Source organism: Nocardia gipuzkoensis, from assembly GCF_021183645.1.
GTDB lineage: Bacteria > Actinomycetota > Actinomycetes > Mycobacteriales > Mycobacteriaceae > Nocardia > Nocardia abscessus.
This window is the reverse complement of record NZ_CP089225.1, coordinates 4,113,227-4,135,915: the sequence shown is the minus strand read 5'-3', so window position 1 is coordinate 4,135,915 and position 22,689 is coordinate 4,113,227. Positions and strand designations below refer to the sequence as shown.

General features: G+C 70.0%; 19 protein-coding genes. 9 read left to right on the top strand and 10 right to left on the bottom strand.

The features are described 5' to 3' along the window. The first annotated feature begins 68 nt into the window (after window positions 1-68). Window positions 69-1,001, top strand: a complete 933-nt coding sequence (coaA, locus tag LTT66_RS18600) for a type I pantothenate kinase (RefSeq protein ID WP_181723412.1) — start codon at window positions 69-71, stop codon at window positions 999-1,001. A 6-nt stretch (window positions 1,002-1,007) separates the two neighbouring features. Here coaA and LTT66_RS18595 read toward each other — a convergent pair whose 3' ends face one another. Together LTT66_RS18595 and LTT66_RS18590 are read right to left on the bottom strand one after the other, a co-directional pair. Further along, window positions 1,008-1,616 (bottom strand): hypothetical protein, encoded by a 609-nt coding sequence (locus LTT66_RS18595; protein WP_233059928.1) that lies wholly within the window; start codon window positions 1,614-1,616, stop codon window positions 1,008-1,010. A gap of 61 nt (window positions 1,617-1,677) precedes the next feature. Next, window positions 1,678-2,457, bottom strand: a complete 780-nt coding sequence (locus LTT66_RS18590; protein WP_043697657.1) for an isoprenyl transferase — start codon at window positions 2,455-2,457, stop codon at window positions 1,678-1,680. Between the two features lie 188 nt (window positions 2,458-2,645). Here LTT66_RS18590 and trhA point away from each other — a divergent pair, with 188 nt between their 5' ends. Together trhA and LTT66_RS18580 are read left to right on the top strand one after the other, a co-directional pair. Beyond that, window positions 2,646-3,347: a PAQR family membrane homeostasis protein TrhA gene (gene trhA, locus LTT66_RS18585; RefSeq protein WP_408638643.1), complete on the top strand. Its 702-nt coding sequence runs from the start codon at window positions 2,646-2,648 to the stop codon at window positions 3,345-3,347. A 230-nt stretch (window positions 3,348-3,577) separates the two neighbouring features. Continuing rightward, a complete protein-coding gene (locus LTT66_RS18580; protein ID WP_233059927.1) occupies window positions 3,578-5,215 on the top strand; it encodes an adenylate/guanylate cyclase domain-containing protein in 1,638 nt (545 codons plus the stop codon). A gap of 49 nt (window positions 5,216-5,264) precedes the next feature. On the opposite strand, the gene LTT66_RS18575 is transcribed toward LTT66_RS18580, so the two are convergent. After that, window positions 5,265-7,319, bottom strand: coding sequence for a thioredoxin domain-containing protein (locus LTT66_RS18575; RefSeq protein WP_233059926.1), 2,055 nt, complete (start codon window positions 7,317-7,319; stop codon window positions 5,265-5,267). Window positions 7,320-7,784: 465 nt separating this feature from the next. Continuing rightward, the gene (locus LTT66_RS18570; RefSeq protein ID WP_233059925.1) at window positions 7,785-8,363 is read right to left on the bottom strand and encodes a TIGR03086 family metal-binding protein; all 579 of its coding nucleotides are present in this window, start codon (window positions 8,361-8,363) and stop codon (window positions 7,785-7,787) included. A 779-nt stretch (window positions 8,364-9,142) separates the two neighbouring features. On the opposite strand from LTT66_RS18570, the gene LTT66_RS18565 reads away from it, so the two are divergent. Next, complete coding sequence (locus LTT66_RS18565; RefSeq protein ID WP_233059924.1) at window positions 9,143-10,747, top strand: TROVE domain-containing protein; 1,605 nt, start codon at window positions 9,143-9,145, stop codon at window positions 10,745-10,747. A gap of 67 nt (window positions 10,748-10,814) precedes the next feature. Here LTT66_RS18565 and LTT66_RS18560 read toward each other — a convergent pair whose 3' ends face one another. The 3 genes from LTT66_RS18560 to mca form a co-directional block, all read right to left on the bottom strand. Then, window positions 10,815-12,125 (bottom strand): FAD-binding oxidoreductase, encoded by a 1,311-nt coding sequence (locus LTT66_RS18560; protein WP_233059923.1) that lies wholly within the window; start codon window positions 12,123-12,125, stop codon window positions 10,815-10,817. 152 nt (window positions 12,126-12,277) lie between these two features. Then, the gene (locus tag LTT66_RS18555; RefSeq protein ID WP_233059922.1) at window positions 12,278-12,556 is read right to left on the bottom strand and encodes a hypothetical protein; all 279 of its coding nucleotides are present in this window, start codon (window positions 12,554-12,556) and stop codon (window positions 12,278-12,280) included. Beyond that, a complete protein-coding gene (gene mca, locus LTT66_RS18550; RefSeq protein ID WP_233069316.1) occupies window positions 12,553-13,419 on the bottom strand; it encodes a mycothiol conjugate amidase Mca in 867 nt (288 codons plus the stop codon). Before mca ends, LTT66_RS18555 begins: the two co-directional genes overlap by 4 nt. 119 nt (window positions 13,420-13,538) lie before the next feature. On the opposite strand from mca, the gene LTT66_RS18545 reads away from it, so the two are divergent. After that, complete coding sequence (locus LTT66_RS18545) at window positions 13,539-14,009, top strand: DUF4307 domain-containing protein (RefSeq protein WP_181723405.1); 471 nt, start codon at window positions 13,539-13,541, stop codon at window positions 14,007-14,009. A gap of 298 nt (window positions 14,010-14,307) precedes the next feature. Further along, on the top strand, window positions 14,308-14,802 hold the full coding sequence (greA, locus tag LTT66_RS18540; RefSeq protein ID WP_043697694.1) for a transcription elongation factor GreA: 495 nt from the start codon (window positions 14,308-14,310) through the stop codon (window positions 14,800-14,802). A gap of 97 nt (window positions 14,803-14,899) precedes the next feature. On the opposite strand, the gene LTT66_RS18535 is transcribed toward greA, so the two are convergent. Further along, a complete protein-coding gene (locus LTT66_RS18535) occupies window positions 14,900-16,042 on the bottom strand; it encodes a cystathionine gamma-synthase (RefSeq protein ID WP_195033509.1) in 1,143 nt (380 codons plus the stop codon). A gap of 231 nt (window positions 16,043-16,273) precedes the next feature. Here LTT66_RS18535 and LTT66_RS18530 point away from each other — a divergent pair, with 231 nt between their 5' ends. Next, entirely contained in the window at window positions 16,274-17,449 is a 1,176-nt protein-coding gene (locus tag LTT66_RS18530) for an acyl-CoA dehydrogenase family protein (protein WP_233059921.1), read from the top strand. 133 nt (window positions 17,450-17,582) lie between these two features. On the opposite strand, the gene LTT66_RS18525 is transcribed toward LTT66_RS18530, so the two are convergent. After that, window positions 17,583-18,563 carry a mechanosensitive ion channel family protein gene (locus LTT66_RS18525; RefSeq protein WP_233059920.1) on the bottom strand — a complete coding sequence of 327 codons (981 nt, stop codon included), beginning with the start codon at window positions 18,561-18,563 and terminating at the stop codon, window positions 17,583-17,585. A 281-nt stretch (window positions 18,564-18,844) separates the two neighbouring features. On the opposite strand from LTT66_RS18525, the gene LTT66_RS18520 reads away from it, so the two are divergent. Next, a complete protein-coding gene (locus LTT66_RS18520; RefSeq protein ID WP_233059919.1) occupies window positions 18,845-20,467 on the top strand; it encodes an HD domain-containing phosphohydrolase in 1,623 nt (540 codons plus the stop codon). A 299-nt stretch (window positions 20,468-20,766) separates the two neighbouring features. Next, the gene (locus LTT66_RS18515; protein ID WP_233059918.1) at window positions 20,767-21,246 is read left to right on the top strand and encodes a DUF4254 domain-containing protein; all 480 of its coding nucleotides are present in this window, start codon (window positions 20,767-20,769) and stop codon (window positions 21,244-21,246) included. A gap of 11 nt (window positions 21,247-21,257) precedes the next feature. Here LTT66_RS18515 and LTT66_RS18510 read toward each other — a convergent pair whose 3' ends face one another. After that, window positions 21,258-22,646: a cystathionine beta-synthase gene (locus LTT66_RS18510; protein ID WP_043697701.1), complete on the bottom strand. Its 1,389-nt coding sequence runs from the start codon at window positions 22,644-22,646 to the stop codon at window positions 21,258-21,260. Window positions 22,647-22,689: the final 43 nt, after the last annotated feature.

The following is a 22,689-nucleotide window of genomic DNA, read 5'->3' as shown; positions in this document are numbered from 1 at the left end:
AGCTAGACCGAATCTCACCGGATCCGCACGGTAACTGTGCGTGTTTGCCGAAACGGAGTGTCGGGTAAGTGGCACGAATGAGCGAGCCGAGTCCCTACGTGGAATTCGACCGGAAACAGTGGCGAACCCTGCGTAAGTCGACTCCTTTGGTGCTCACCGAGGAAGAACTGATCGGCCTGCGCGGCCTCGGAGAACAGATCGATCTCGAGGAAGTCGCGGAGGTCTATCTCCCGCTCGCTCGTCTCATCCATCTGCAAGTGGCCGCGCGTCAGCGGCTGTTCGCCGCGACCGCGACCTTCCTCGGCGAAACCCATCCCGACCAGCAGGTACCGTTCGTGATCGGCGTCGCGGGCAGCGTCGCGGTGGGCAAGTCAACCACCGCGCGCGTGCTCCAGGCGCTGCTGGCGCGCTGGGACCACCACCCGCGGGTCGACCTGGTGACCACCGACGGATTTCTCTATCCCACCGCGGAACTCACCCGGCGCGGCATCATGCATCGCAAGGGATTCCCGGAGAGCTACGACCGCCGCAAGCTGCTGCGATTCGTCACCGAGGTGAAATCCGGCGCCGCCGAAGTGTGCGCCCCGGTGTATTCGCACATCTCCTACGACATCGTGTCGGGCAAGCTGCACTGCGTGCGCCAGCCCGACATTCTGATCGTGGAGGGCTTGAACGTGCTGCAGACCGGTCCGCGCCTGATGGTCTCGGACCTGTTCGACTTCTCGATCTACGTGGACGCGCGTATCGAGGACATCGAGAAGTGGTACGTGCAACGATTTCTCACCCTGCGCAAGACGGCCTTCGCCGACCCGAACGCGCATTTCCACCACTACTCCGGATTCAACGACGAGCAGGCGACCGCCGCCGCGCAGGAGATCTGGAACAACACCAACCGGCCGAATCTGGTGGAGAACATTCTGCCCACCCGCCCGCGCGCCACACTGGTGCTGCGCAAGGACGCCGACCACAGCATCAATCGGCTGCGACTGCGGAAATTGTGATTCCGCTTACAATTTCCAGGCCTGGTCCAGGCGCCGGGCGACATCGATATCGCGGACCGCGGCGATGTGCGGCTTACGGATCTCGGCGGAGATATACCGGGCGACGAAACGCCTGATCTCGTGGTCGACGCTGGCGAGGATGCGCAGCAGTTGCCCGCGCTTGGTGGCGGCGGCCACGTCGACGCGCACGTCGCCCGGGCGCGGCTCGGCGATATCGATCACCACCCGCAGCGGCGCGGCCGTGCGCACCGTCAGGTGCAGGTGCACGGTGCCCTCGGCGTGGAACCGATGCCGGTCGACCGCCAGGTCCAGCAGCAGGTCGAGGTCCAGCGGGATGATCAATTCGAAGACGATCGTCTCGTCGTCGTGGCGGCGCAGCCGCGCCGAGCCGAGTTGGACCTCCGCGGTCACCTTGGCCAGCCGTCCCGGGCCGACCCCGATCGGGCCGAAATCGAATGCGGTACCGGTCAACTGATCGAACGCGCCGGAGATGCGGTCCTCGGAGGCGGCGTACTCCAGGAAGCGTCTACCGAACTCCGCATAGCTGATCGAGTCGCCCGGCCCGTGCTGCACGGCTCCGGCGGCGTCGGCGGACCGGTGGTCGAACGAGCTCATGAGACCGCACGGTACGCGAGAAGGACGGCGGTGGCGCCGGATTCACCCGGCCAAGATCGAATCAGACGCCGAAACGGCGATGGCGCGCGGCGAAGTCGCGCAGCGCCCGCAGGAAATCCACCCGACGGAACTCCGGCCAGTACGCCTCGGTGAACCATATCTCCGAGTATGCGCTCTGCCACAGCAGGAATCCGGACAGCCGCTGCTCTCCGGAGGTGCGAATGACCAGGTCGGGGTCCGGCTGACCGGAGGTGTAGAGGTGCTGGCCGATGGCGTTGACGGTGATCGACTGGACCAGATCCTCGCCGGTCTCGCCCGCGGCGATCTCCTGGCGGACCAGCGAGCGCACCGCGTCGGTGATCTCCTGTCTGCCGCCGTAGCCGACCGCGACGTTGACGTGCACGCCGCCCCGCCCCTCGGTGCGCTCGGCCGCGGTGCGCAGCCGCTTGGCGATCAGCTCGGGGAAGCCGTCCAGCGAGCCGACGATGCGCACGCTCCAGTTCTGCTCCGGCGCCGACAGCTCCTCCACCACGTCGGTGATCACCTCGAACAGCGTCTCCAATTCGTCCGGATCGCGCTGGAGGTTCTCGGTGGACAGCAGGTAGACGGTCACCATCTCGATGCCCTCGGCCTCACACCAGCCCACCAGCTCGGCGATCTTGAGCGCTCCGACCCGGTGGCCGTGACTGACGTCGGTGAAACCGTTCTCCCGCGCCCACCGGCGATTTCCGTCACACATCACCGCGACATGGCGGGGATGTTGTTTGCCGGCCAGCTGCCTGGACAGCCGGGCCTCGTAGATGCGATACGGCAGACCCCGCACCTGACTCGGAAGTTCCACGCGGGCAACCCTACGCCTCGGCGACACGATCCCGGCATCGACCGCGATACGCCGGTACAGTAGCCAGGAGGTCGCAAGTTACGGTTGCGTAGGTTACCGACGGGTTCAGCTAGGTGGCTGCCTCGTCCCACTCGGCCCGGCGCGGCGACGGACGATCGTCGTCCCCCCGCGCCCACTAGGAGGTACTCGTGTCCGATGCGGCACCGGTCACGTCGGTCCCCGGTTCGGCGAACGAAGCGCTCGCCGAGGCGCTGGTCAAACCCCGTTTGCGGGGATGGATCCACACCTGGGCGGTCGGCGTCGCCGCGATCGCGGCGGTGGTGCTGGTCGCCACCGCCACCACGGTCTCGGCGACCGCGGGATGGTCGACGCTGATCTACGGCCTCACCGTGTGCGGGCTGTTCGGCGTCAGTGCCGTCTACCACCGGGTGACCTGGCCCACCCCGCGCGCCCGCATCCGGATGAAACGAGCCGACCACTCGATGATCTTCCTCTTCATCGCGGGCAGCTATACGCCGTTCGCCCTGCTCGGCCTGCCCGGGCGCACGGGGCAGACGCTACTGGCGGTGGTCTGGGCGGGGGCGCTGGCCGGAGTGGCGCTGAAGCTGCTGTGGCCGACCGCTCCCCGATGGGTCGGCGTTCCGCTCTACTTGCTGCTCGGCTGGGCGATCGTACCGGTGGCCGGGCAACTGAACGGCCAGATCGGCATCGCGCCGCTGATCCTGCTGCTGATCGGCGGCCTGTTCTACAGCGGCGGCGCGATCCTCTACGCCACCAAGTGGCCGAACCCGTGGCCGACCGTCTTCGGCCACCACGAGTTCTTCCACGCGGCCACGGTGCTCGCGGCACTGACCCATTACGCGGCGGTCTGGCTGGTGGTCCTGCGCTGAACGCCTAGAGTCGACGGGGGAGGTAGAACGAGAGGGGGCGAGGTGGCCGATCGGTTCCCGGGCCGGTCCGGCGAGATGACCGGGAAACCGCCTGTGCCGGTCGTCCTGGTTCTATGCTGCTCGTTCGTGTTCTTCGTCGCCGCCTCGCGCGGCATCGTCCCACCGCGCCCCGCGGCCGCACCGGACCCGAGGCGCATCGGCGGGCGTCGTCCATCGGGGTCGCGCGTCCGATGATCGCGAAGCTCGTCGTCTGGGCGCTCAAAGCGCGGGGTGGTCTGGCCGCGCTGGTCACCACGGCGAACCTCAGCGGCCTCGCCGTGATCGTCACCCAGCTGTGGTTGAACGGATTTCTCGGCCGGCTGGGCCCGGACTGGGTGAAGGCGCTGGCCTTCGTCGGCATCTACCCGGCGGTCGGGTTCCTGGCCGGAATCGTGCTCGCGGTGCGCGACCGGAAGGTCTACTTCGGCTGGCTCGACGCCGCGCGCAAACCGACCGAGGCGGAGGCGCGCCGCCTGCTGCTGCTGCCCATCGCGATCAGCCTGCGCGCGCTGGCCCTGTGGATTCCCGGCGTGATCGTGGCGACCGCGACCTTCGCGCATCTGAGCCCGGACAACGACCCCGGCGTCACGGCGGCGCTGTTCACGATCGGCGCCTTCGAATCGGCGGCGGTCACCTTCCTGATCGTCGACCGGTTGATCCGGCCGACCATCCCGGTGGTGGCCGGGGTGCTCGGCTGGACGATGCACTGGAGTGCCTCGGTGCTGGTGCGGGTCGTGGTGACCTGGGCGGTGGCGGCAGCGCTTCCGCTGCTCATGCTGATCGTGGTGCTGGCCGACCCGGCCGCGGCGGCACCCGACCGGGTCCGCACCGCCATCTACCTGTCCGGCGTCGGCATCGGCGTCGGCGCGCTGGCCACCGCTTTCCTCGCCCGCTCGGTGGCCGCGCCGATGCGCACGCTGCGCCGCGCACTGGACCGGATCGCCCAGGGCGATCTCGGCGCCCGGGTGCCGATCGGCAGCACCAGCGAGATCGGCAGGTTGGAGCACTCGGTCAACGAGCTGGCCGCGAACCTGCGCGAGCGGGAGCGGATGCGGGAAGTCTTCGGCAGGCACGTCGGGACGGAGGTGGCCGAGCGCGCGCTCGCCCGCGGGGCCGACCTCACCGGTGACGTGCGCGAGGTATCGGCGCTGTTCGTCGATGTGACCGGCTCGGTGGAACTGTCCACGGGACTGCCGCCGCAGGAGTTCGTGGCCAAGCTGAACCGGCTGCTCTCGATCGTCGTCGCGGCGACCGAGGAGAACAACGGCCTGGTCAACAAGTTCGAGGGCGACGCGGCCCTGTGCGTCTTCGGAGCCCCGATCGCCCTGCGCGACAACGCGACCCCAGCCCTACGGGCGGCGCGCCGTATCCGGGACGAGGTGATCGCCACCGGGGAGCTCGACATCGGGATCGGCGTCGCGCGCGGGCCGGTCTTCGCCGGTGACGTCGGCTCCGATACCCGGCTCGAGTTCACCGTGATCGGCGACGCCGTCAACGAAGCCGCCCGCCTCACCACGGCGGCCAAAGAGGTACCGCGGCGAATCCTGGTGAGCCAAGCGGTGATCGATGCCGCCACGGACCACGAAAGCGCCAAGTGGACGTTCTACGACTCCATCGTGCTGCGCGGCATGAAGGAGCCCACGGCCTGCTGGACCGATTGCGACACCTCCGGCGCCCACCCGGAACGCACTGCGACGCACAACGATCAGCTCGACGGCCGCGACCTACCTCCGGACACCAACCCGGTCATCGACATCCACACGGCCGCAGCCGCATCCGACAACACCGGGGTGCCGGACATCGAACTCGACGCCCCGCCGCGGCGTTAGGCAGCGCCGCCGGCGCGTAAGGGTCGTCGCGCACAGTGGCGAGGTGGCGCTAGTTCCGTTGCAGTGCCATGCGGAGTTGGTCCGGGCTGGAGACCGGGAGGTCGCAGACGGAGCCGCGGCATACGTAGGCAGCGGCAGCGTTCTGTACCAGGGGCCGGTCAGCCAGGAGCGGGACGGTGTTCGGGGCGGCGGCGAGCACGACCGAGCCGCCCGGGGCGGCCAGCCGGGCGGTAACCAGCAACTCGGTGGGATGCGCGGCCGATTCGGTGGTGGCGATGGCGACCTGCAGTGGTCCGCGCAGCGCCGCCTCGGCGACGGTGAGCCACTGGCCCGCCGAACGGGGTGCGCGCGCCAGGACGATCGCGCCGCGCTCGAGAGTGCGATCGGCCAGTCCGCGGTAGCGGGCGGCCCGTTCCGGGTCGCTGGTGGCCGCGGCCGTGACCAGCGCCTCGGCCAGGGCCGAAGCGCCCGCCGGGGTGGCGCCGTCGATCGGGTCGCGCGGGCGGGTGACGAGGGTTTCGGCGTCGTCGGCGGTGTCGAACCAGCTGCCCGGCTGATCGGGGTCGGCGAAGTGCCCGATCGCGGTGTCCAGCAGGCGTTGCGCGTCTTCGAGCCAGCCCAGTTCGCCGGTGGCCTGGTGCAGTGCGAGCAGTCCGGTGACCAGCCAGGCGTAGTCCTCCAGGATGCCGGGCGCCGCGCCGGCGACGCCGCCGAGCGAGGCGCGCCGCAACCGTCCGTCCACCAGGTGCTCGGCCAGCAGGAAGCGCGCGCACCGCACGGCGGCAGCGGTCCACTCCGGCTCGTCCAGCGCGGCCGCGGCCTCGGCGAGCGCGGTGATCGCCATTCCGTTCCACGCGGTCACCACTTTGTCGTCCCGCTCCGGCTGCGGGCGGCGGTCGCGGGCGGCGATCAGCGCCGCGCGGACACGGTCCAGGCGCGCGGCGTCCTCCGCCGTGGTCGGCTCGGTGTACCTGGTCAGCACCGAGGTGCCCTGCTCGAAGTTTCCCGCGGTGGTGACGCCGAAGAATTCGGCCGCCCATGCCCCGTCCATCGAACCGAGAACGCCGGCCAGCTCGGCGGGCGTCCACACATATGTCGCGCCTTCGACGCCGGGTGCACCGGGCTCCAGGTGGGTGTCGGCGTCCAGCGCCGAGGCGAACCCGCCGTGGGCGGTGCCCAGGTCATCGAGCAGGAATCGTACGGTCTCCCGCGTGACTCGATGCGACAACGATTCCGGCAGCACCGATGTGGTGCGCCGGGCCAGGTGCGCGTAGGCGCGCAGCAGTTGCGCGTTGTCGTAGAGCATCTTCTCGAAATGCGGCACCACCCACGCGGCGTCCACCGAATACCGCGCGAATCCACCGCGCAGCTGGTCGTAGATGCCGCCGCGGACCATCGCCTCGGCGGTGCGGGCCACCGCGTCGAACACCGCGCGGTCACCGGTCCGCTCCCAGTGCCGCAGCAGACCTTCCAGCAGCGCCGACGGCGGGAATTTGGGCGCGCCGCCGAACCCGCCGCGCTCGGCGTCCTCGTCGCGCAGCACGGCCGCGACGGCATGGGAGAGCAGCTCCGGCGTGATCGTCAGCTCCGCGTCGGGCAGTCCAGCGGTCTGCTCCCGCAACGCCGCCGCCACCTGCGCGGACGCCTGGTTCACCTCGTCGCGCCGGGTGCGCCAGGTCTCCGTGATCGCGGTGAGCAGCTGGGTGAACGACGGCATGCCGCCGCGTGGCAGCTTCGGGTAGTAGGTGCCGCAGTAGAACGGCTCGCCGTCCGCGGTCAGGAAGCAGGTCATCGGCCAGCCGCCCTGACCGGTCATCGCGACGGTGGCGTTCATGTACACCGCGTCCAGGTCGGGCCGCTCCTCCCGGTCGACCTTCACGCAGACGAAATTCGCGTTCATCTGGTCGGCGGTGTCCGCGTCCTCGAACGACTCGTGCGCCATGACGTGGCACCAGTGACAGGACGCGTACCCGACCGAGAGCAGGACGGGCACGTCCCGCTCGCGCGCTTCGGCCAGTGCCTCGGCATCCCACTCCCGCCAGTGCACCGGGTTGTCCGCATGCTGGCGCAGATACGGAGACGTCGCCTTTCCGAGCCGGTTCATGGCTCCACCGTACGGCCCTTCCCGGCGCCGTGCGGGCAGCACGGGCCGGGGTCTGGAAAATGAGTCGCGCCCATTTCCTCCGGCCGGTTACAGTCCTATCCGCGCCCGGTGCGCAGGCAACGGCTACTTCCGTATTCGATGGATGGGTTGCGGGTTCGAGTCCCGTCCGGATCGCGGTGATCCGGTAGCTCAATCGGCAGAGCTATCCAAGGCAGGGTCTTCGGACCCGTCGGGCTCGATTCGCTCGAGCCGGTATTCCGTCGCCGCCCAGATCTCGGGCGCCCAACGCGCTGTGCGGGAGCGGCCGATCCCTATCGGCCGCTCCCCACGAGAATGCGAATCATCGAATATAAAAGATTCCCTTTACGCATTAATGCGGTCCGGCGACGTCCGATGGACAATGCCCGGCAACCGGGCAGAGTGCGCAATCCTTGCCGCGGCCCGGTCGCGAGCGCGTTCCGCCGATCAGGCGGTCCGGGCAAGTACCTCTCGACCGACATATGCCAACAGCCTCCGGTGCGCCGGTTCGTCGTCGGCGACGACGACCTCGGGTCCGAAAATGCCCGGTGCCCGGAAACTCTCGATACCACCCATGGCTTGCATGGTGGCGAGCAGTTCGCCACACAACTCGTCGTCGGCCAGGTCCGGCCGATCGATGGCCACCGCGATATCGACCCCGTGCACGAGAACCTCGGTGAGATGCACCACTGCCGCCGCCGGGCCGGGCAGCTCCCCGAGCGCTATGCCCACCGTGCCGTCCAGCGCGTCGGGCCGGTGCCAGGCGGCGCGGTCCACCTCCGCCGCCGCGGCGTACGCGCCCTGCGGATCGCCGCCGAGCCAGTCGGATTCGTGCTCGGCGCCCGCATCGGTGCCGCTCAGCGCGGCCGCGAAGACGTGCATGCCGCCCACGGTGTGATTGAGGACGGCGCGCACGTCCCAGTCCCGGCACGGCGTCGGCGCGGCCAGACCCGCTCCCCCCACGGCGGCGACGATCGCTCCGGTCGCGTCCAGTGCGCGGTCGATCTGTCCGATCACGTTGTCCATGAGCTTCCTTCGGTCGAGCGGTTTGGCTGAATTGGTAACACAGGACGCCGACAAGGGCGCGGCATTGCGAACACCACCTTGCGCCGAGATAGTTGCCGGCAGTGTGCTTCCGGCGTCCGTGAGAAATAATCGGATGCGCGTATCGGACGCGCTCGTTACGCTCGTTGGGCACCCGGTGCGCAGGCAACGGTTACTTCCACTTCTAATGGACAGGTTGCGGGTTCGAGTCCCGCCCGGACCGCACGGTCCGGTAGCTCAATGGCAGAGCGGTACGTACCGTCGCCGACTTCGATCTCGGATGCGCTACAAAGCGATTCATGCGCGCGTGAACCGGTGCGGGCCACGGCCGGCTCGCCGCGTCCGGTGCGCAGGCAACGGCTACTTCGGGTTCAACTCCCGCCGAACCATTTCGGCCGCTCGATATGGCGAGCAGGCCGTCGCCGATTTTCCTCGGACGCCCCGCGCGAAAAATAAGGTGCGGCAATCCAATTCACACCGATACAGTTTTCGTGCACCCGGAGCAAACCCGGGTGCAGCACAATTCCATCGCACCTCCCGGTGCGAAGCAGGCGGCTACTTCTCGACCACGACCCTTCGGGAGATGCCGCAGGCGAATATCGATCTCGGGGGGCATCGCAACGCACCGGCCCGGTGCGACCGACACGGCTACTTCCGCGAGCAGACCGCACCGCGCCTGCGTCGACCGGCACATCGCCGCAACGGATTTCGATCTCGGGCCGCGGCGCGGCGACTGTCCCCGATGCAACTGGGGGAAATCCATGAGCAAGTTCAACGTCGCGCGCCCCGGCGCGACCGCACCGATCACCAGCGAGACCCGTCCGACCGGCCGCACCTTCGAGGGCGGCGCGGGATATGCCCGCACGCCACAGAGCGAGCTGTTCCTGTTGGCCGTCACGAACCTGGTCGGTGAGCACACCTTCTACGAGTCCGCCGGTGAGCGCGACGAGCGCTATGCCGCGCTGGTACGCGCGGCGACGATCGCCACTCCCGAGTGGACCGCCCGCTTCCTGCGCTGGCTGCGCACCGAGGCGAATCTGCGCAGCGCCGCGATCGTGGGCGCCGCCGAGTTCGCCAAGGCACGGCTCGACGCGGGCGCGGCGGGGATGTCGCGGCAGGTGGTCGACTCGGTGCTGCAGCGCGCCGACGAGCCGGGAGAACTGCTCGCCTACTGGACCGCGGTGCACGGGCGCGCCCTGCCTCAGCCGGTCAAGCGCGGCGTCGCCGACGCCGTGCGCCGGTTGTACGACGAGCGCGCCCTGCTCAAGTGGGACAGCGCCGCGCGGGCCTTCCGGTTCGCCGACGTGCTGCAGCTGACCCACCCCACGCCCGCGGCCGACCGGCCGTGGCAGGGCGCGTTGTTCGCCCACGCGCTGGACCGGCGGTACGGACGCACGACCGGACCGGACGCCGCGCTGACCGTGCTTCGTGCCCGCGCGGAGCTGATGGCTCGTCCGGTGCAGCAGCGCCGCGCGCTGTTCGACGACGCCGAGCGGGCCCGTGCCACCCTGCACGCGGCGGGCATGACCTGGGAGGCGGTGGCCGGCTGGCTGCAGGGTCCGATGGACGCGACGGTGTGGGAGGCGCTGATCCCGTCCATGGGCTACATGGCCAAGCTGCGTAACCTGCGCAACTTCGACCAGGCCGGGGTCAGCGACGCCGTGGCCGCGGACGTGGCCGCCGAACTCGCCGATCCGGGCCGGGTGGCCCGTTCGCGGCAGCTGCCGATGCGGTTCCTGTCGGCGTACCGGGCCGCGCCCTCGCTGCGCTGGGGGCACGCGCTCGAGCAGGCGCTCGGACATTCGCTGGCCGCCGTGCCCGCGCTGACCGGGCGGACGCTGGTGCTGGTGGACACCTCGGGCTCGATGCAGGCCGGGTTCGCCAAGGACGGCTCGCTGGCGCGCTGGGACGCCGCGGCGCTGTTCGGCCTCGCGCTCGCCCGGCGCTGCGCGCACGCGGACGTGGTGTCGTACTCCAGCGTGGGCGCCACCCGGCAGGGCCGTGCTCAGCCCGCCAGCCTGGTGTTCCCGCAGCGGCGCGCCGAGCCGGTGCTCGGGGCGGTGCGGCGGTGGCGCGCGGAGGGTTACTTCCTCGGCTGGGGAACCGACACGGTGGGCGCGGTCCGCGAGCACTACGCGGGGCACGACCGGGTCGTCATCCTGACCGACGAGCAGGCCAACGACGGCGACGTCGGCCGGGCGGTACCCGGCCGGGTACCGCTCTACACCTGGAACCTGGCGGGCTACCGCTACGGGCACGCCCCTGGCGGCACCCCGTACCGGCACACCTTCGGCGGCCTGACCGACGCGGCGTTCCGGATGATCCCGCTGCTGGAAGCGGGCCGCGACGCCGACTGGCCCTTCTGAACGGCCGCGGGGCCGAGACCATCACCGGTCCCGGCCCCGCGGCCATTCGTCTTGCCGTCGTCGGCGGCTACCCGAGTACCGGGTAGTTGGCCCGGATGACGCCGTGCGGGTCCCGGGCGCGCTTGATCTCACGCAGCCGGGTCAGCGTCGCGGAATCGAACGCGGCGGCGGCGCTTTCCTCGGGGGTGAGGAAGGTGTACGGCTTGCGGCCGCTGATCTGCCCGCTCACCGCGCCGACGATGGCGGTGCGCCGGGCCCGGACCGCGTCGGCGAGATGCGGCAGCCCCAGGCCCAGGCAGTAGAGCAGGTACGGCTCGGTGACCGGGCCGCGCGCGCCCGCATCCGGCCGGGCTTCGGCCAGCGCGCCGCCCAGATGCCGGATCTGGATGTTCGCCAGCGGGGCGACCGGTTCATCGATCAGGGTTTTGAGCACGGCGTCGCCGAGTTCGGTCAGCTGCTCGGCGCGCGAGAGCGCCGGGCTCGGGCCGGTGGGTTCGCCGGTGACGGCGCCGATGTCGGCGGGCCCGAAAACGCCCCGCTTGTCCAGGATCGGATTCCCGATGGCGTCGAGCGCGGCCAGCAGCGACCGGCCGCGATCCGGATCACCCAGATACACCACGTCCAGCCCGACCATCGGCGGCGCGTCCGGGATCTGCAGACGCTGCAACCACACCGTCAGCTCCTCCGGCGCCGCGGCGGTGATCTCCTGGAAGACGTCGAACACCTCGCGTACGCGTGTTTCCGGCCACAGCATGCGGCCGCCGAACAGCTCCGGCGCCGGGAACAGCGCGAATTCGAGCCCGGTGACCACGGCGAAGTCGCCACCGCCGCCGCGCAGCGCCCAGAACAGGTCCGGGTCGTCCTCGGCCGTGATACGGCGCTGGGCGCCGTCGGCGTCCACCACCTCGAACGCGCGTACGGCGTCACTGGCCCAGCCGTGCTTGCGGCCGAACCAGCTCATGCCGCCGCCGAGGGTGTAACCGGTGACGCCGACGACCGGGTTGCTGCCCGCGAGGCCGGTCAACCCGTGCCGGGCGGCGGCGGCCTGCACCCGGCCCCACGGCACGCCCGCGCCCACCCGCGCCACTCGCCGCTGGACGTCGATCTCGATGCCGTCCAACTGTCCGGTGCGCAGCAGGATCGCGTCCGGCACTCCGCCGGACGCGCCGTGGCCGGTCGGCTGGGTGACCACCGGCACGCCCGCGCGGCCCGCGTACCGGACCACGCTCGCGACGCCGTCGGCGTCCCCGGCCCACGCCACGGCGGCCACCGGCTGGGCGACCGTTGTCGTCCACGGCCTGGCCGCGCTCTCGAAGCCCTCGTCACCGGCCACCAGCACGCGGCCGGGCAGCGCGGTCCGCAGTTCGTCGAATGTCATTGCCTGTCCTGACTCTCAGCCTTCGGAAGCAGACGCGAGCAACGAATTCGATACCGGCCGCCCTGGAGGGGCCGTGGTTCGCGCCGCGCCTACCTCAGTGACGAAAGAGAACGCGGAAAGGTAACAACGCGCAGTTCAGGGGCCCGCGCCGGTCAGCTCGACTCGGCGCGTCCCTCGGGGTCGGCGCCCTTCGACTCCTCGGCGCGCCGGGTGATGCCGTGCTCGGTTCCCTCGTCGGCCTCCTGGTCCGGCTCGGGATGCTCGGGCTCGAAGGTCGCGGGCAGGCCCTTGATGTGCCGGTTCATCGACCGGATCAGCAGGAAGGTGCCCGCGAGCAGGAGCAGCACGATGACCAGGCCGAGCGGCGACGCCTTGCCGAACTCGGGGCCGGTCGGCGTGCCGGGCGTCTGGGCGAGCAGGACCAGCGTCACGACCGCTCGTCCTCGATGCCCGCGAACAGGTCGGTCTCCGGGAGTTCGGTGCGCACCCTGGTCTTGGCCAGCTCGAACTCCTCGGTCGGCCACAACCGCTGCTGTATCTCCAGCGGAACGGCGAAGAACGCGCCGTTGGGGTCGATCTGCGTCGCGTGCGCGCGCAAGGCGTCGTCGCGCTGCGGGAAGTACTTGGAGCACTCGATCTGGGTGGTGATCCGGGAGAACATGTCACCGCGCTCGGCGGTGTACTTGCGCATCCGGTCCAGCCACTCCTGCATCGGGAACGGCTCGCCGAGACGCTCGTACTCCGCGGCGAACACCTCCATCCGCCGCATGCTGAAGCCGTGGTCGTAGTACAGCTTGAGCGGCGTCCACGGCTCCCCCGCCGCGGGGAAGCGCTCGGGATCGCCCGCCGCCTCGAACGCCGCCATCGACACCTCGTGGCAGCGGATGTGGTCGGGGTGCGGGTAGCCGCCGGTCTCGTCGTAGGTGGTGATCACGTGCGGCTTGAACTCGCGCACCACGCGCACCAAGGCCTCGGTGGCCTCCTCCAGCGGAACCAGCGCGAAGCAGCCCTCGGGCAGCGGCGGCAGCGGGTCGCCCTCGGGCAGGCCCGAGTCGACGAAGCCGAGCCAGTGCTGGCGCACGCCGAGCGCGCGGGCCGCGGCGGCCATCTCCTCGCGGCGGATCTCGTGGATCCGCTCCAGGACGCCGGGCGTGTCCATGGCCGGGTTCAGGATGCTTCCACGCTCTCCGCCGGTCAGCGTCACGACGAGGACGTCGTGTCCTTCGTCGGCGTAGCGGGCGGTCGTCGCGGCACCCTTGCTGGATTCGTCGTCTGGGTGGGCGTGCACCGCCATGAGGCGAAGGCCACTCACGTCTCGTTCTCCGTCGCTCTGGTCGCGGGTGTCGGGGCTTCGTTACCTATAGTTCCATTCGACCCACATTTGTTCCGACGTACCCCCCGGGAGCGACCAGCATGAGCCAGCCCGCGCCGGAAGCCGGCGGTGACGCCGAGGCCAGGGCGGCGTCGCCGGGCGGCCCGCCCGCCGACCGCTACGGCACCCGGCCCCGCAAGCGGCGCCGATGGGTCGTCCCCGCGCTCGGCGTGGTCGTGGTGCTCGCCGGGCTCGGCGTCGCCTATCTCGGATACCAGAAATACGGGCCGGACGACATCGAGGCCGAGCAGCTCGGGTACGTCGTCGTCGACGACTCGACCATGACCATCCGGCTCAAGGTCACCAGGGCCGACCCGCAGCGGCCGGTGGTGTGTTTCGTGCGCGCCATGGCGCGCGACGGCTCCGAACTCGGCCGCCGCGAGGTGCTGGTCGAACCGTCGGGCAGCGGGACGGTGGAGCTGACCACCGTCGTGCGCTCGTCCGCACGGCCCGCCTCGGGCAGTGTTTACGCGTGCAGCGATCAGGTACCCGGCTATCTAAGAGCTGGCTGATTTCCGCGCATCCACCGGTGACCTGCCCACGAAATCAACTCCGACCTGCACATTTGTGAATCATGCTAAAATGGCGTGATACACGGTTCCGGGGCTCGGAGCCGTGTTTGCTGCATTGGCGGCCAGCGCTGACGGTTCGGGCTTGCGAGCATGCCCGCGACCAAGGGCCTGTCGGGGTTCGTTGAACTTCCCAGGATCGCTCTAGCCGTCGACTGGTGCGTGCCCGCTTCCGGGTGGGTACACGCCGGTGCTCAGGGAATCCCGGCCCGCCGGGAACAACTACTAGGGAGTGATCGAGATGACTGAGACGCAAGTGACCTGGCTGACCCCGGAGTCGCACGACAGGCTCAAGAGCGAACTCGACGCGCTCATCGCCAACCGTCCGGTCATCGCCGCCGAGATCAACGAACGCCGGGAAGAGGGCGACCTCAAGGAGAACGGCGGATACCACGCCGCGCGCGAGGAGCAGGGTCAGCAGGAGGCGCGCATTCGCCAGCTGCAAGAGCTGCTGAACAACGCCAAGGTCGGGGTCGCCCCCACCAAATCCGGCGTCGCACTTCCCGGGTCGGTCGTCAAGGTCTACTACGACGGCGACGAGACGGACACCGAGACCTTCCTGATCGCCACGCGCGAGGAGGGCCTCAACGATTCCAAGCTGGAGACCTACTCGCCGAACTCCCCGCTCGGTGGCGCGCTCATCGACGCCAAGGTGGGCGAGACCAGGGAGTACACGCTGCCCAACGGCAACACGATGAAGGTCACCCTGCTCAGCGCCGAGCCCTACCACAGCTGATGCACTCGGCCGTGGCCCCGCGCCCGGCCGACACCCCCGCGGACACGAGCGGCCGCGCCCGATCATCGGGTGCGGCCGCTTCCTCATGTCCGTGAACCTAGCTCAATGCCTGTTCGATGTCCGCAAGCAGGTCGCTGACATCCTCGATTCCGACCGAGAGCCGCACCAGATCCGCGGGCACCTCCAGCTCGGAACCCTCCGTGGAGGCGTGCGTCATCGCGGCCGGATGCTCGATCAACGATTCGATGCCGCCCAGCGACTCGGCGAGGGTGAACACTTCGGTGCGCGAGCAGAACTTGCGCGCCGCCTCGACGTCGCCGTGCAGGCGCACCGAGATCATCCCGCCGAACCGCCGCATCTGCTTGCCCGCGACGGCATGGCCCGGGTGCTCCGGCAGGCCGGGGTAGATCACCTGCGAGATCGCGGGGTGCCCGGACAGGAACTCGGCCAGGGTTTCGGCGTTGTCGCAGTGCCGCTCCATCCGCAGCGCGAGGGTCTTGATGCCGCGCAGCGTGAGGAAGGCGTCGAACGGGCCGGGCACCGCGCCCGCGCCGTTCTGCAGGAACGCGAACGCCGCGTCGAGTTCCGGATCGTTCGTGATCAGCGCGCCGCCGATGACGTCGGAGTGCCCGCCCAGGTACTTGGTGGTGGAGTGCACCACGATGTCGGCGCCCAGCAGCAGGGGCTGCTGCAGATAAGGGGTCGCGAAGGTGTTGTCCACCACCAGTTTCGCGCCCGCGGCGTGCGCGACGTCGGCCAGCGCGGGGATGTCGCCGATGCTCAGCAGCGGGTTGGTCGGGGTCTCGATCCACACCAGCTTGGTGTTCGGCCGGATCGCGGCGCGCATCTCGTCCACGTTGAACACGTGCGCGGGGGAATGCTCGATGCCCCACTGGCTGAAGACCTTGTCGATCAGCCGGAAGGTGCCGCCGTAGGCGTCGTCGGGGATCACGATGTGATCACCCGGACGCAGCGTGGCGCGCAGCGCACAGTCGGTCGCGGCCATGCCGGACGCGAACGCCCGGCCGTAGCGGCCCGATTCCAGCGCGGCGAGGTTCGCCTCCAGCACCGACCGCGTCGGGTTGCCGGTGCGGGCGTATTCGAAACCGCCGCGCAACCCGCCCACGCCGTCCTGGGCGAACGTCGAACTCGCGTAGATGGGCACATTCACCGCGCCGGTCTGCGGATCGGGTTCGTACCCGGCGTGCACGGCCCGTGTGGAGAATCCCAGCTCGCTCATGAGGGCCAGCCTAATCGGGGCGATGCCCGGGCAACTTCCCGGTCTTGCATATCGCGGCCGTGCGCGCGGGCAAATCGGGCAAACCGCCGCAACGGCGTCGGCACGGTGCTCGTACGCCCTTCGATGCGATCGAATTTACGTGCGTATCAGGTCTGTGCCGGAAATCTTGCGTCCGAGGTCCGCAGACGTGAGCTCGGTCTCCTCGCCTCCGTCCCCGTTTACGCTGAGTCCATGGTCACCGTGGAAGAACTCTTCGCCACCGATGCGCTGCTGTCCGAGGACGAGCGCGAGATCCGGGACACCGTCGCGGCCTTCGCGGCCAAGCGGCTGCGTCCGCACATCGCGGAGTGGTTCGAGGCGGGCACCTTCCCGGCCCGCGAGATCGCCCCGGAACTGGGCGAACTCGGCCTGCTCGGCATGCATCTGGAGGGATACGGCTGCGCGGGCATGTCGGCGACCACCTACGGCCTGGCCTGCCAGGAGCTGGAGGCGGTCGACTCCGGCGTCCGCAGCATGGTCTCGGTCCAGGGCTCGCTGGCGATGACGGCGATCCACAAATACGGCTCGGAGGAACAGAAGCAGCAGTGGTTGCCCGAGTTGGCCGCGGGCCGCGTGCTCGGCTGCTTCGGGCTGACCGAACCCGACTTCGGCTCGAACCCCGGCGGCATGCGCACCCGGGCCGAGCGCGACGGCGCCGACTGGGTGCTGAACGGATCGAAGATGTGGATCACCAACGGGTCGGTGAGCGACGTCGCGGTGGTCTGGGCGCAGACCGAGGACGAGGGCAAGCAGGTGATCCGCGGATTCCTGGTACCCGCGGGCACGCCCGGGTTCACGGCGCGCGAGATGCACCGCAAACTGTCGCTGCGCGCGTCGATCACCGCGGAGCTGGACTTCGACGACGTCCGCCTGCCCGCCGACGCGGTGCTGCCCGGGTCGCGCGGACTGGCCTCGCCGCTGGCCTGCCTGGGCGAGGCGCGGTTCGGCATCGTCTTCGGCGCGCTGGGCGCGGCGCGCGAATGTCTGGCGTCCACCATCGAGTACGCCAGGACCCGCGAGGTGTTCGACAAGCCGCTTGCGGCCTACCAGCTCACCCAGGCCAAACTCGCCGACATGGCGCTGGAGTTCGGCAAAGGTCAGCTGCTCGCGCTGCACATCGCGCGGCTCAAGGACCGCGGCGAGGTCACGCCCGAACAGGTGAGCGCGGGCAAGCTGAACAGCACGCGCGAGGCCATCGCCATCGCTCGCGAGTGTCGCACCATCCTCGGCGCCAACGGCATCACGCTCGACTATCCCGTGCTTCGCCATGCGAACAATTTGGAGTCGGTGCTCACCTACGAGGGCACCGCCGAGGTGCACCAGCTGGTGCTCGGCCGGGCCTTGACGGATGCGAATGCCTTCCGCTGAAAACGCTTTCGCCTTCGAATTCCTGGGGTCCGATTACCTAACGAACCGTGGCGGATAAAAATCGCCGACCAGAGAAAACTGGACAATTGCCATATTCAGGCACATCGCACCGGGTGTGCCTCGAGGCGAGCCGCTAGCGAAAATCGTCCCCATCGAGATGGTCCGAGTACTCCCCCGACTGCGGATAGACCGGCCTCGATCCCTCCCCGCGATGCCGCCCCCGGGGCCGCGCGCCGTGCTGTTCCCAGGGCTGAGCCGGACCACCTTGCCACGGCCCTCCCTCGTCGCGACCGACCGGCCGGTCCCACAGCCAGTCCTCGTCGGGGCCGGGCCGGTCTTCCCACTGCTGCCCCCGCGCCGCTTGCTGATCCATCCACAGTCGCTCTCGAGCGGCGTCCGCCCGGCCGTGCCGGTAGGCCGCGGCGTGTCCGCGGACCGCGGGCATCTGCTCCTCGAGGCCACTGAGCCAGTTCTCCCAGCGCTGCTGCATCGGGCGGATCATGCCGCCGCCGACGCCGACCACCAGGATGCCGCCGATGGTGGCGAGCACCGTGACCAGGATCGGCAGCGTCACCGAGGTGGCCACGCCGACCTGGTCGAGCGCCGCCACGATGCCGACGCCCCAGACGAACACCGCCGCGATCCGGCCGACCATCGCGCCGTAGGACAGCCCGCCGAGCAGGCCGCCCACCATGTCGCGCACCGCGTGGGCGACCGCGCCCGCGACCACCAGGACGACGATCGCGACGCCCGCCTTGGGCAGCCAGGCGACCACGCCGGTGATCGTCTCGCTCACCGGGTTCGGGCCGAAGACCCCGAAGCCGAGTTGCAGCGCGATCAACAGGATCGCGTAGTACGCCAGCTTCGCCAGGACCTCACCGGCGTCGTACCGGCTGCGCGACAGCACCTGCCGGATGCCGCCGCGCTCGGCGAGCCGGTCGAATCCCATCCGCCGCAGCACCTTGCCGACGATCGCGGCGGTCGCTTTCGCGACCAGCCAGCCGATGAACAAAATGAGGAGGAACCCGGCGAACTCGGGCACGAACGTCGCCACGGAACTCCACGCGTCGGACAGCCCCTGCTGGTAATCGATGGCCGAACCGGAGGTGCGCATTACCTTCCCTTCGCTGTCTGTCGGCGATACGAGTGTTTGCCACGATTGCGTCCCGCCCGGTTATACCTCCAAGACTTGCCTCGAAGTCCGCATTCGCGAGCAAATTGCCATATTTATTTCCGGCTTGTGTGACATCGAATTCACCGTGCCGGAGGCCGGAAGCGAGCCCCGTGCCGGTGCCACACGGGCTAATTCCCCGCATGCGGCACGGGACGCGGATTCCGGTCCAGGAGAAGAGAATCGGTCCTGCGCGACCCGCGCGCGGACACTACTGTCGGTGCATGTCGTCGATCCGCGCCACCGAGGTGCTCGCGGCGCTGTCGCTCACCACCGATCTCGCCACCGGAATGCCGTTCGAGAAGGGGCTGGCCACCTGCCTGCTCGCCACCGGCCTCGCCGAACGGATCGGACTGCCGGACGCCGAGCGCCGCGCGGTCTTCCTCGCCGCCCTGCTCGGCGCGGTCGGGTGCACCAGCCGAGCCTCGGAGAACGCGGAGTCCTACGCCGACGACATCGCCTTCCAGCGTGCGTGCCATGTGCTCGATCCGGGTGATCCCGGCGTCTTCACCGAGCAGCTGCGCCGGTTCGGGAGTTGGTCGCCCGCGGCTCAATCGGCCCTGCGCAATCGGTTCGTCGCGCAGATGCCGGCCGGCGCGCCGCAGCAGGCCCTGCGCTCCTCGTGCGAGATCGTCCGGACGTTCGGGTCGCGACTGGGTCTGCCGGACGCCGCCGTTCGCGCGCTGACCGAGGTGGAGGAACGCTGGGACGGACTCGGTGCGCCGGAACAGCTGCGCGGGGAAGCCATCTCGCTTCCCGGCCGAATCCTGCACGTGGCCGAACAGGCGGTGCTCGCGCTCGACGCGGTCGGCAAGGAACCCGCGACCGGGCACGGCGCCACCTCGCCCAGTGGCATCGGGCATCCGGCGGCCGAGCCGGACCGGCCCCGCGCCGCCTCGGGCACTCGCGCGCGGCGGCTGCACATCGTTCTCGCCGAGTTGCGACGACGGGCAGGCGGGCATCTCGATCCCGACCTGGTCGCCGTCTGCGACGCCGCCCTCATCCGAGAGGCGCTCGACGTACCCGACCTGCTCGCCGCCGTCTTGGCCGCGGAACCGGGTACGCCGAACTCGCTTCCGGCCGAAGAACTCGACCGGCCCAGCTCGGCCCTGGCCATGATCGTCGACTTGAAAGGCCGCTACCTGCTGGGCCATTCCGCGCATGTCGCCGGACTCGCCGCGGCCGCGGCCGCCCGGATGGGCGTGCCCGCCGACGAGCGGGCGGCACTGCGCGCCGCCGCCCTGCTGCACGACCTCGGCCGCGCCGCGGTGTCCAGCGCGGTCTGGGACCGCGGCGGCCCACTCGGCCGCGCGGACTGGAAACGCGTTCGGCTGCACAGCTATTGGACCGGACGCATCCTGCGCCGCTGCCCCGGGCTGGCGGATCTGGCCGAGCTCGCGGCAGGTCATCACGAGCGGCTCGACGGCAGCGGCTATCCCCGGGCCGAGCAGGACTCTTCGCCCGCCTCCCGACTACTCGCGGCCGCGGACGTCTTCGCGGCCTGCACCGAGGCGCGGCCGTATCGTCCCGCGGCCCGTCCCGCCGAAGCCGCGGCTCACCTGGGCGCCGAGGTCGGCGCGGGCCGTCTCGACGGCGACGCCTGCGCCGCCGTGATCGCGGCCGCCGAGAACCGCGCCGACCACGCCGACCACGGCCTCTCCGACACCGAGGTCGACGTCCTCCGCCTGACCGCCCGTGGCCGCAGCGGCCGCGAGATCGCCGCCGCACTGCTTCTTCCCGAACGCACCGTCACCCACCACCTCACCGAACTGCGCGGCAAGACCGGCCAGCACACCCGCGCGGGCGCCGCCGTCTTCGCCATGTCCCATCAGCTCCTGCCCGGCTGACCGATCGCGCGCCCCCGGGTCAAGGTTCTCGCACCTCACGCACCCGAGCGAGGAGGTATCGGGAGGTGCAGCGGTAGACCTCACAGGATCGGGACTGGAAGCGGTAGAGGATTGTTACCTCTTGTCATGCAGGTGCCATTCGAGCGTCACCCTCAGGCCAGCGCGAGCGCGGATGATATAGGAGGACACGGGCATTGGGGCGATGCCTCCACCACCACCCCATTGGAGGTGCACGATGCACACGTTCTCGATCGACCGCAGCGCACTCCGCTCGGTTCCGAATACACTGGGAGCCGGCCATGTTCGTGCGTGACCACCTGCCGCGGCGCTCGCACGGCGTCGCTCGCACGCTGCCGGACCAGCGCGAACTGGTCGCCGCCTTCGGCGGTCACCCGAGCGATTCGGGCGAAGACCACCCGCTGGTCGCCTGGGCCAGAGCACTGGCCGCGCTGCACCGGCAGCGCCACTGCGATCCGCTGGCCGCCGCCGGAATAGATTGCCGCCGAGCCGAACTGGTGGCGACCATCGACGCGTGGGTGGTCGAGCAGCTGCCGCGCAAGCGTCCGGCCGACCATCTGCGCGCCGAATCCCTCGGTGCCACGGTCGACCGCATGGCCGCCGCCCACGTGCACGCCAGCCATCTGCTGCACACCGCCGAGAAGGTGTCCGACGCCCGGGTGCACGCCGCCTGGTACCGGCTGGCCCTGCTGGCCGACGAATGGACCGACCTGATCACCGGCGGCGTGCGGGAAACGGTGCGCGGCAGGAGACCGGCCTAGCGCGGCCTCGCCTACTTGCCGAGGCTGCCCGTGCTGAGGAAGCCGAGCAGGTCGTGGCGGGTGATCACGCCGACCGGTTTGCCGTCCTCGACGACCATGAGCGCGTCGGTGTCCGAGAGCGCCTTGGTCGCGGCGGAGATGGGCTCACCCGAGCCGATCAGCGGGAACGAGGGGCTCATGTGCTGGGCCACCGAATCGGTCAGGTGGGCGCGGCCCTCGAAGACCGCCGACAGCAGATCGCGTTCGGAGACGCTGCCCGCGACCTCGCCCGCCATGACCGGCGGCTCGGCGCCGACCACGGGCATCTGGGACACGCCGTACTCGCGCAGGATCTCGATCGCGTCGCGCAGCGTTTCGGACGGGTGGGTGTGCACCAGGTCGGGCAACTCGCCGGACTTGCCGCGCAATACGTCACCCACGAGCGGTTCGGCTGTGCCGTCCAGCCGTTCGCGCAGGAAGCCGTAGGAGCTCATCCACTCGTCGTTGAAGATCTTCGACAGGTAACCGCGGCCGCCGTCGGGCAGCAGCACCACGACCACCGCGTCCGGGTCGCGCCGCGCCACCTCGACGGCCGCGACGACCGCCATGCCGCAGGAACCGCCGACCAGCAGGCCCTCCTCGCGGGCCAGCCTGCGGGTCATGTCGAAGGAATCCGCGTCGGAGACGGCGATGATCTCGTCCGGCACGGCGGGGTCGTAGGCCGACGGCCAGAAGTCCTCGCCGACGCCCTCGACCAGATACGGCCGCCCGGTGCCGCCGGAGTACACCGAGCCCTCCGGGTCGGCGCCGATGATCTGCACCTTCCCGCCGGAGACCTCCTTGAGGTAGCGGCCGGTGCCGGTGATGGTGCCGCCGGTGCCGACGCCGGCCACGAAGTGGGTGACCTTGCCATCGGTGTCGCGCCAGATCTCCGGGCCGGTGGTCTCGTAGTGACTGTCGGGGCCGCCGGGGTTGGAGTACTGGTCGGGTTTCCACGCACCGTCGATCTCGCGGACCAGGCGGTCGGAGACGCTGTAGTAGCTGTCCGGATGGTCCGGCGGCACGGCGGTCGGGCAGACCACGACCTCCGCGCCGTAGGCGCGCAGCACGTTGCGCTTGTCCTCGCTGACCTTGTCGGGGCAGACGAACACGCAGTTGTAGCCGCGCTGCTGGGCGACCAGGGCGAGGCCGACGCCGGTGTTGCCGGAGGTGGGCTCGACGATGGTGCCGCCGGGCCGCAGCTTGCCGGACTGCTCGGCGGCGTCGATCATCTTCACCGCGATCCGGTCCTTCGAGCTGCCGCCGGGGTTGAGGTATTCGATCTTGGCCGCGACCAGCCCCGCGTTCGGTCCCACGACCGAGTTCAACCGGACCAGCGGCGTGTTGCCGATGAGATCCACGACATGATCCGCGATGCGCATGGACCCCATCGTTGCAGACGCACTAACTGTGAGTTCGCGCACG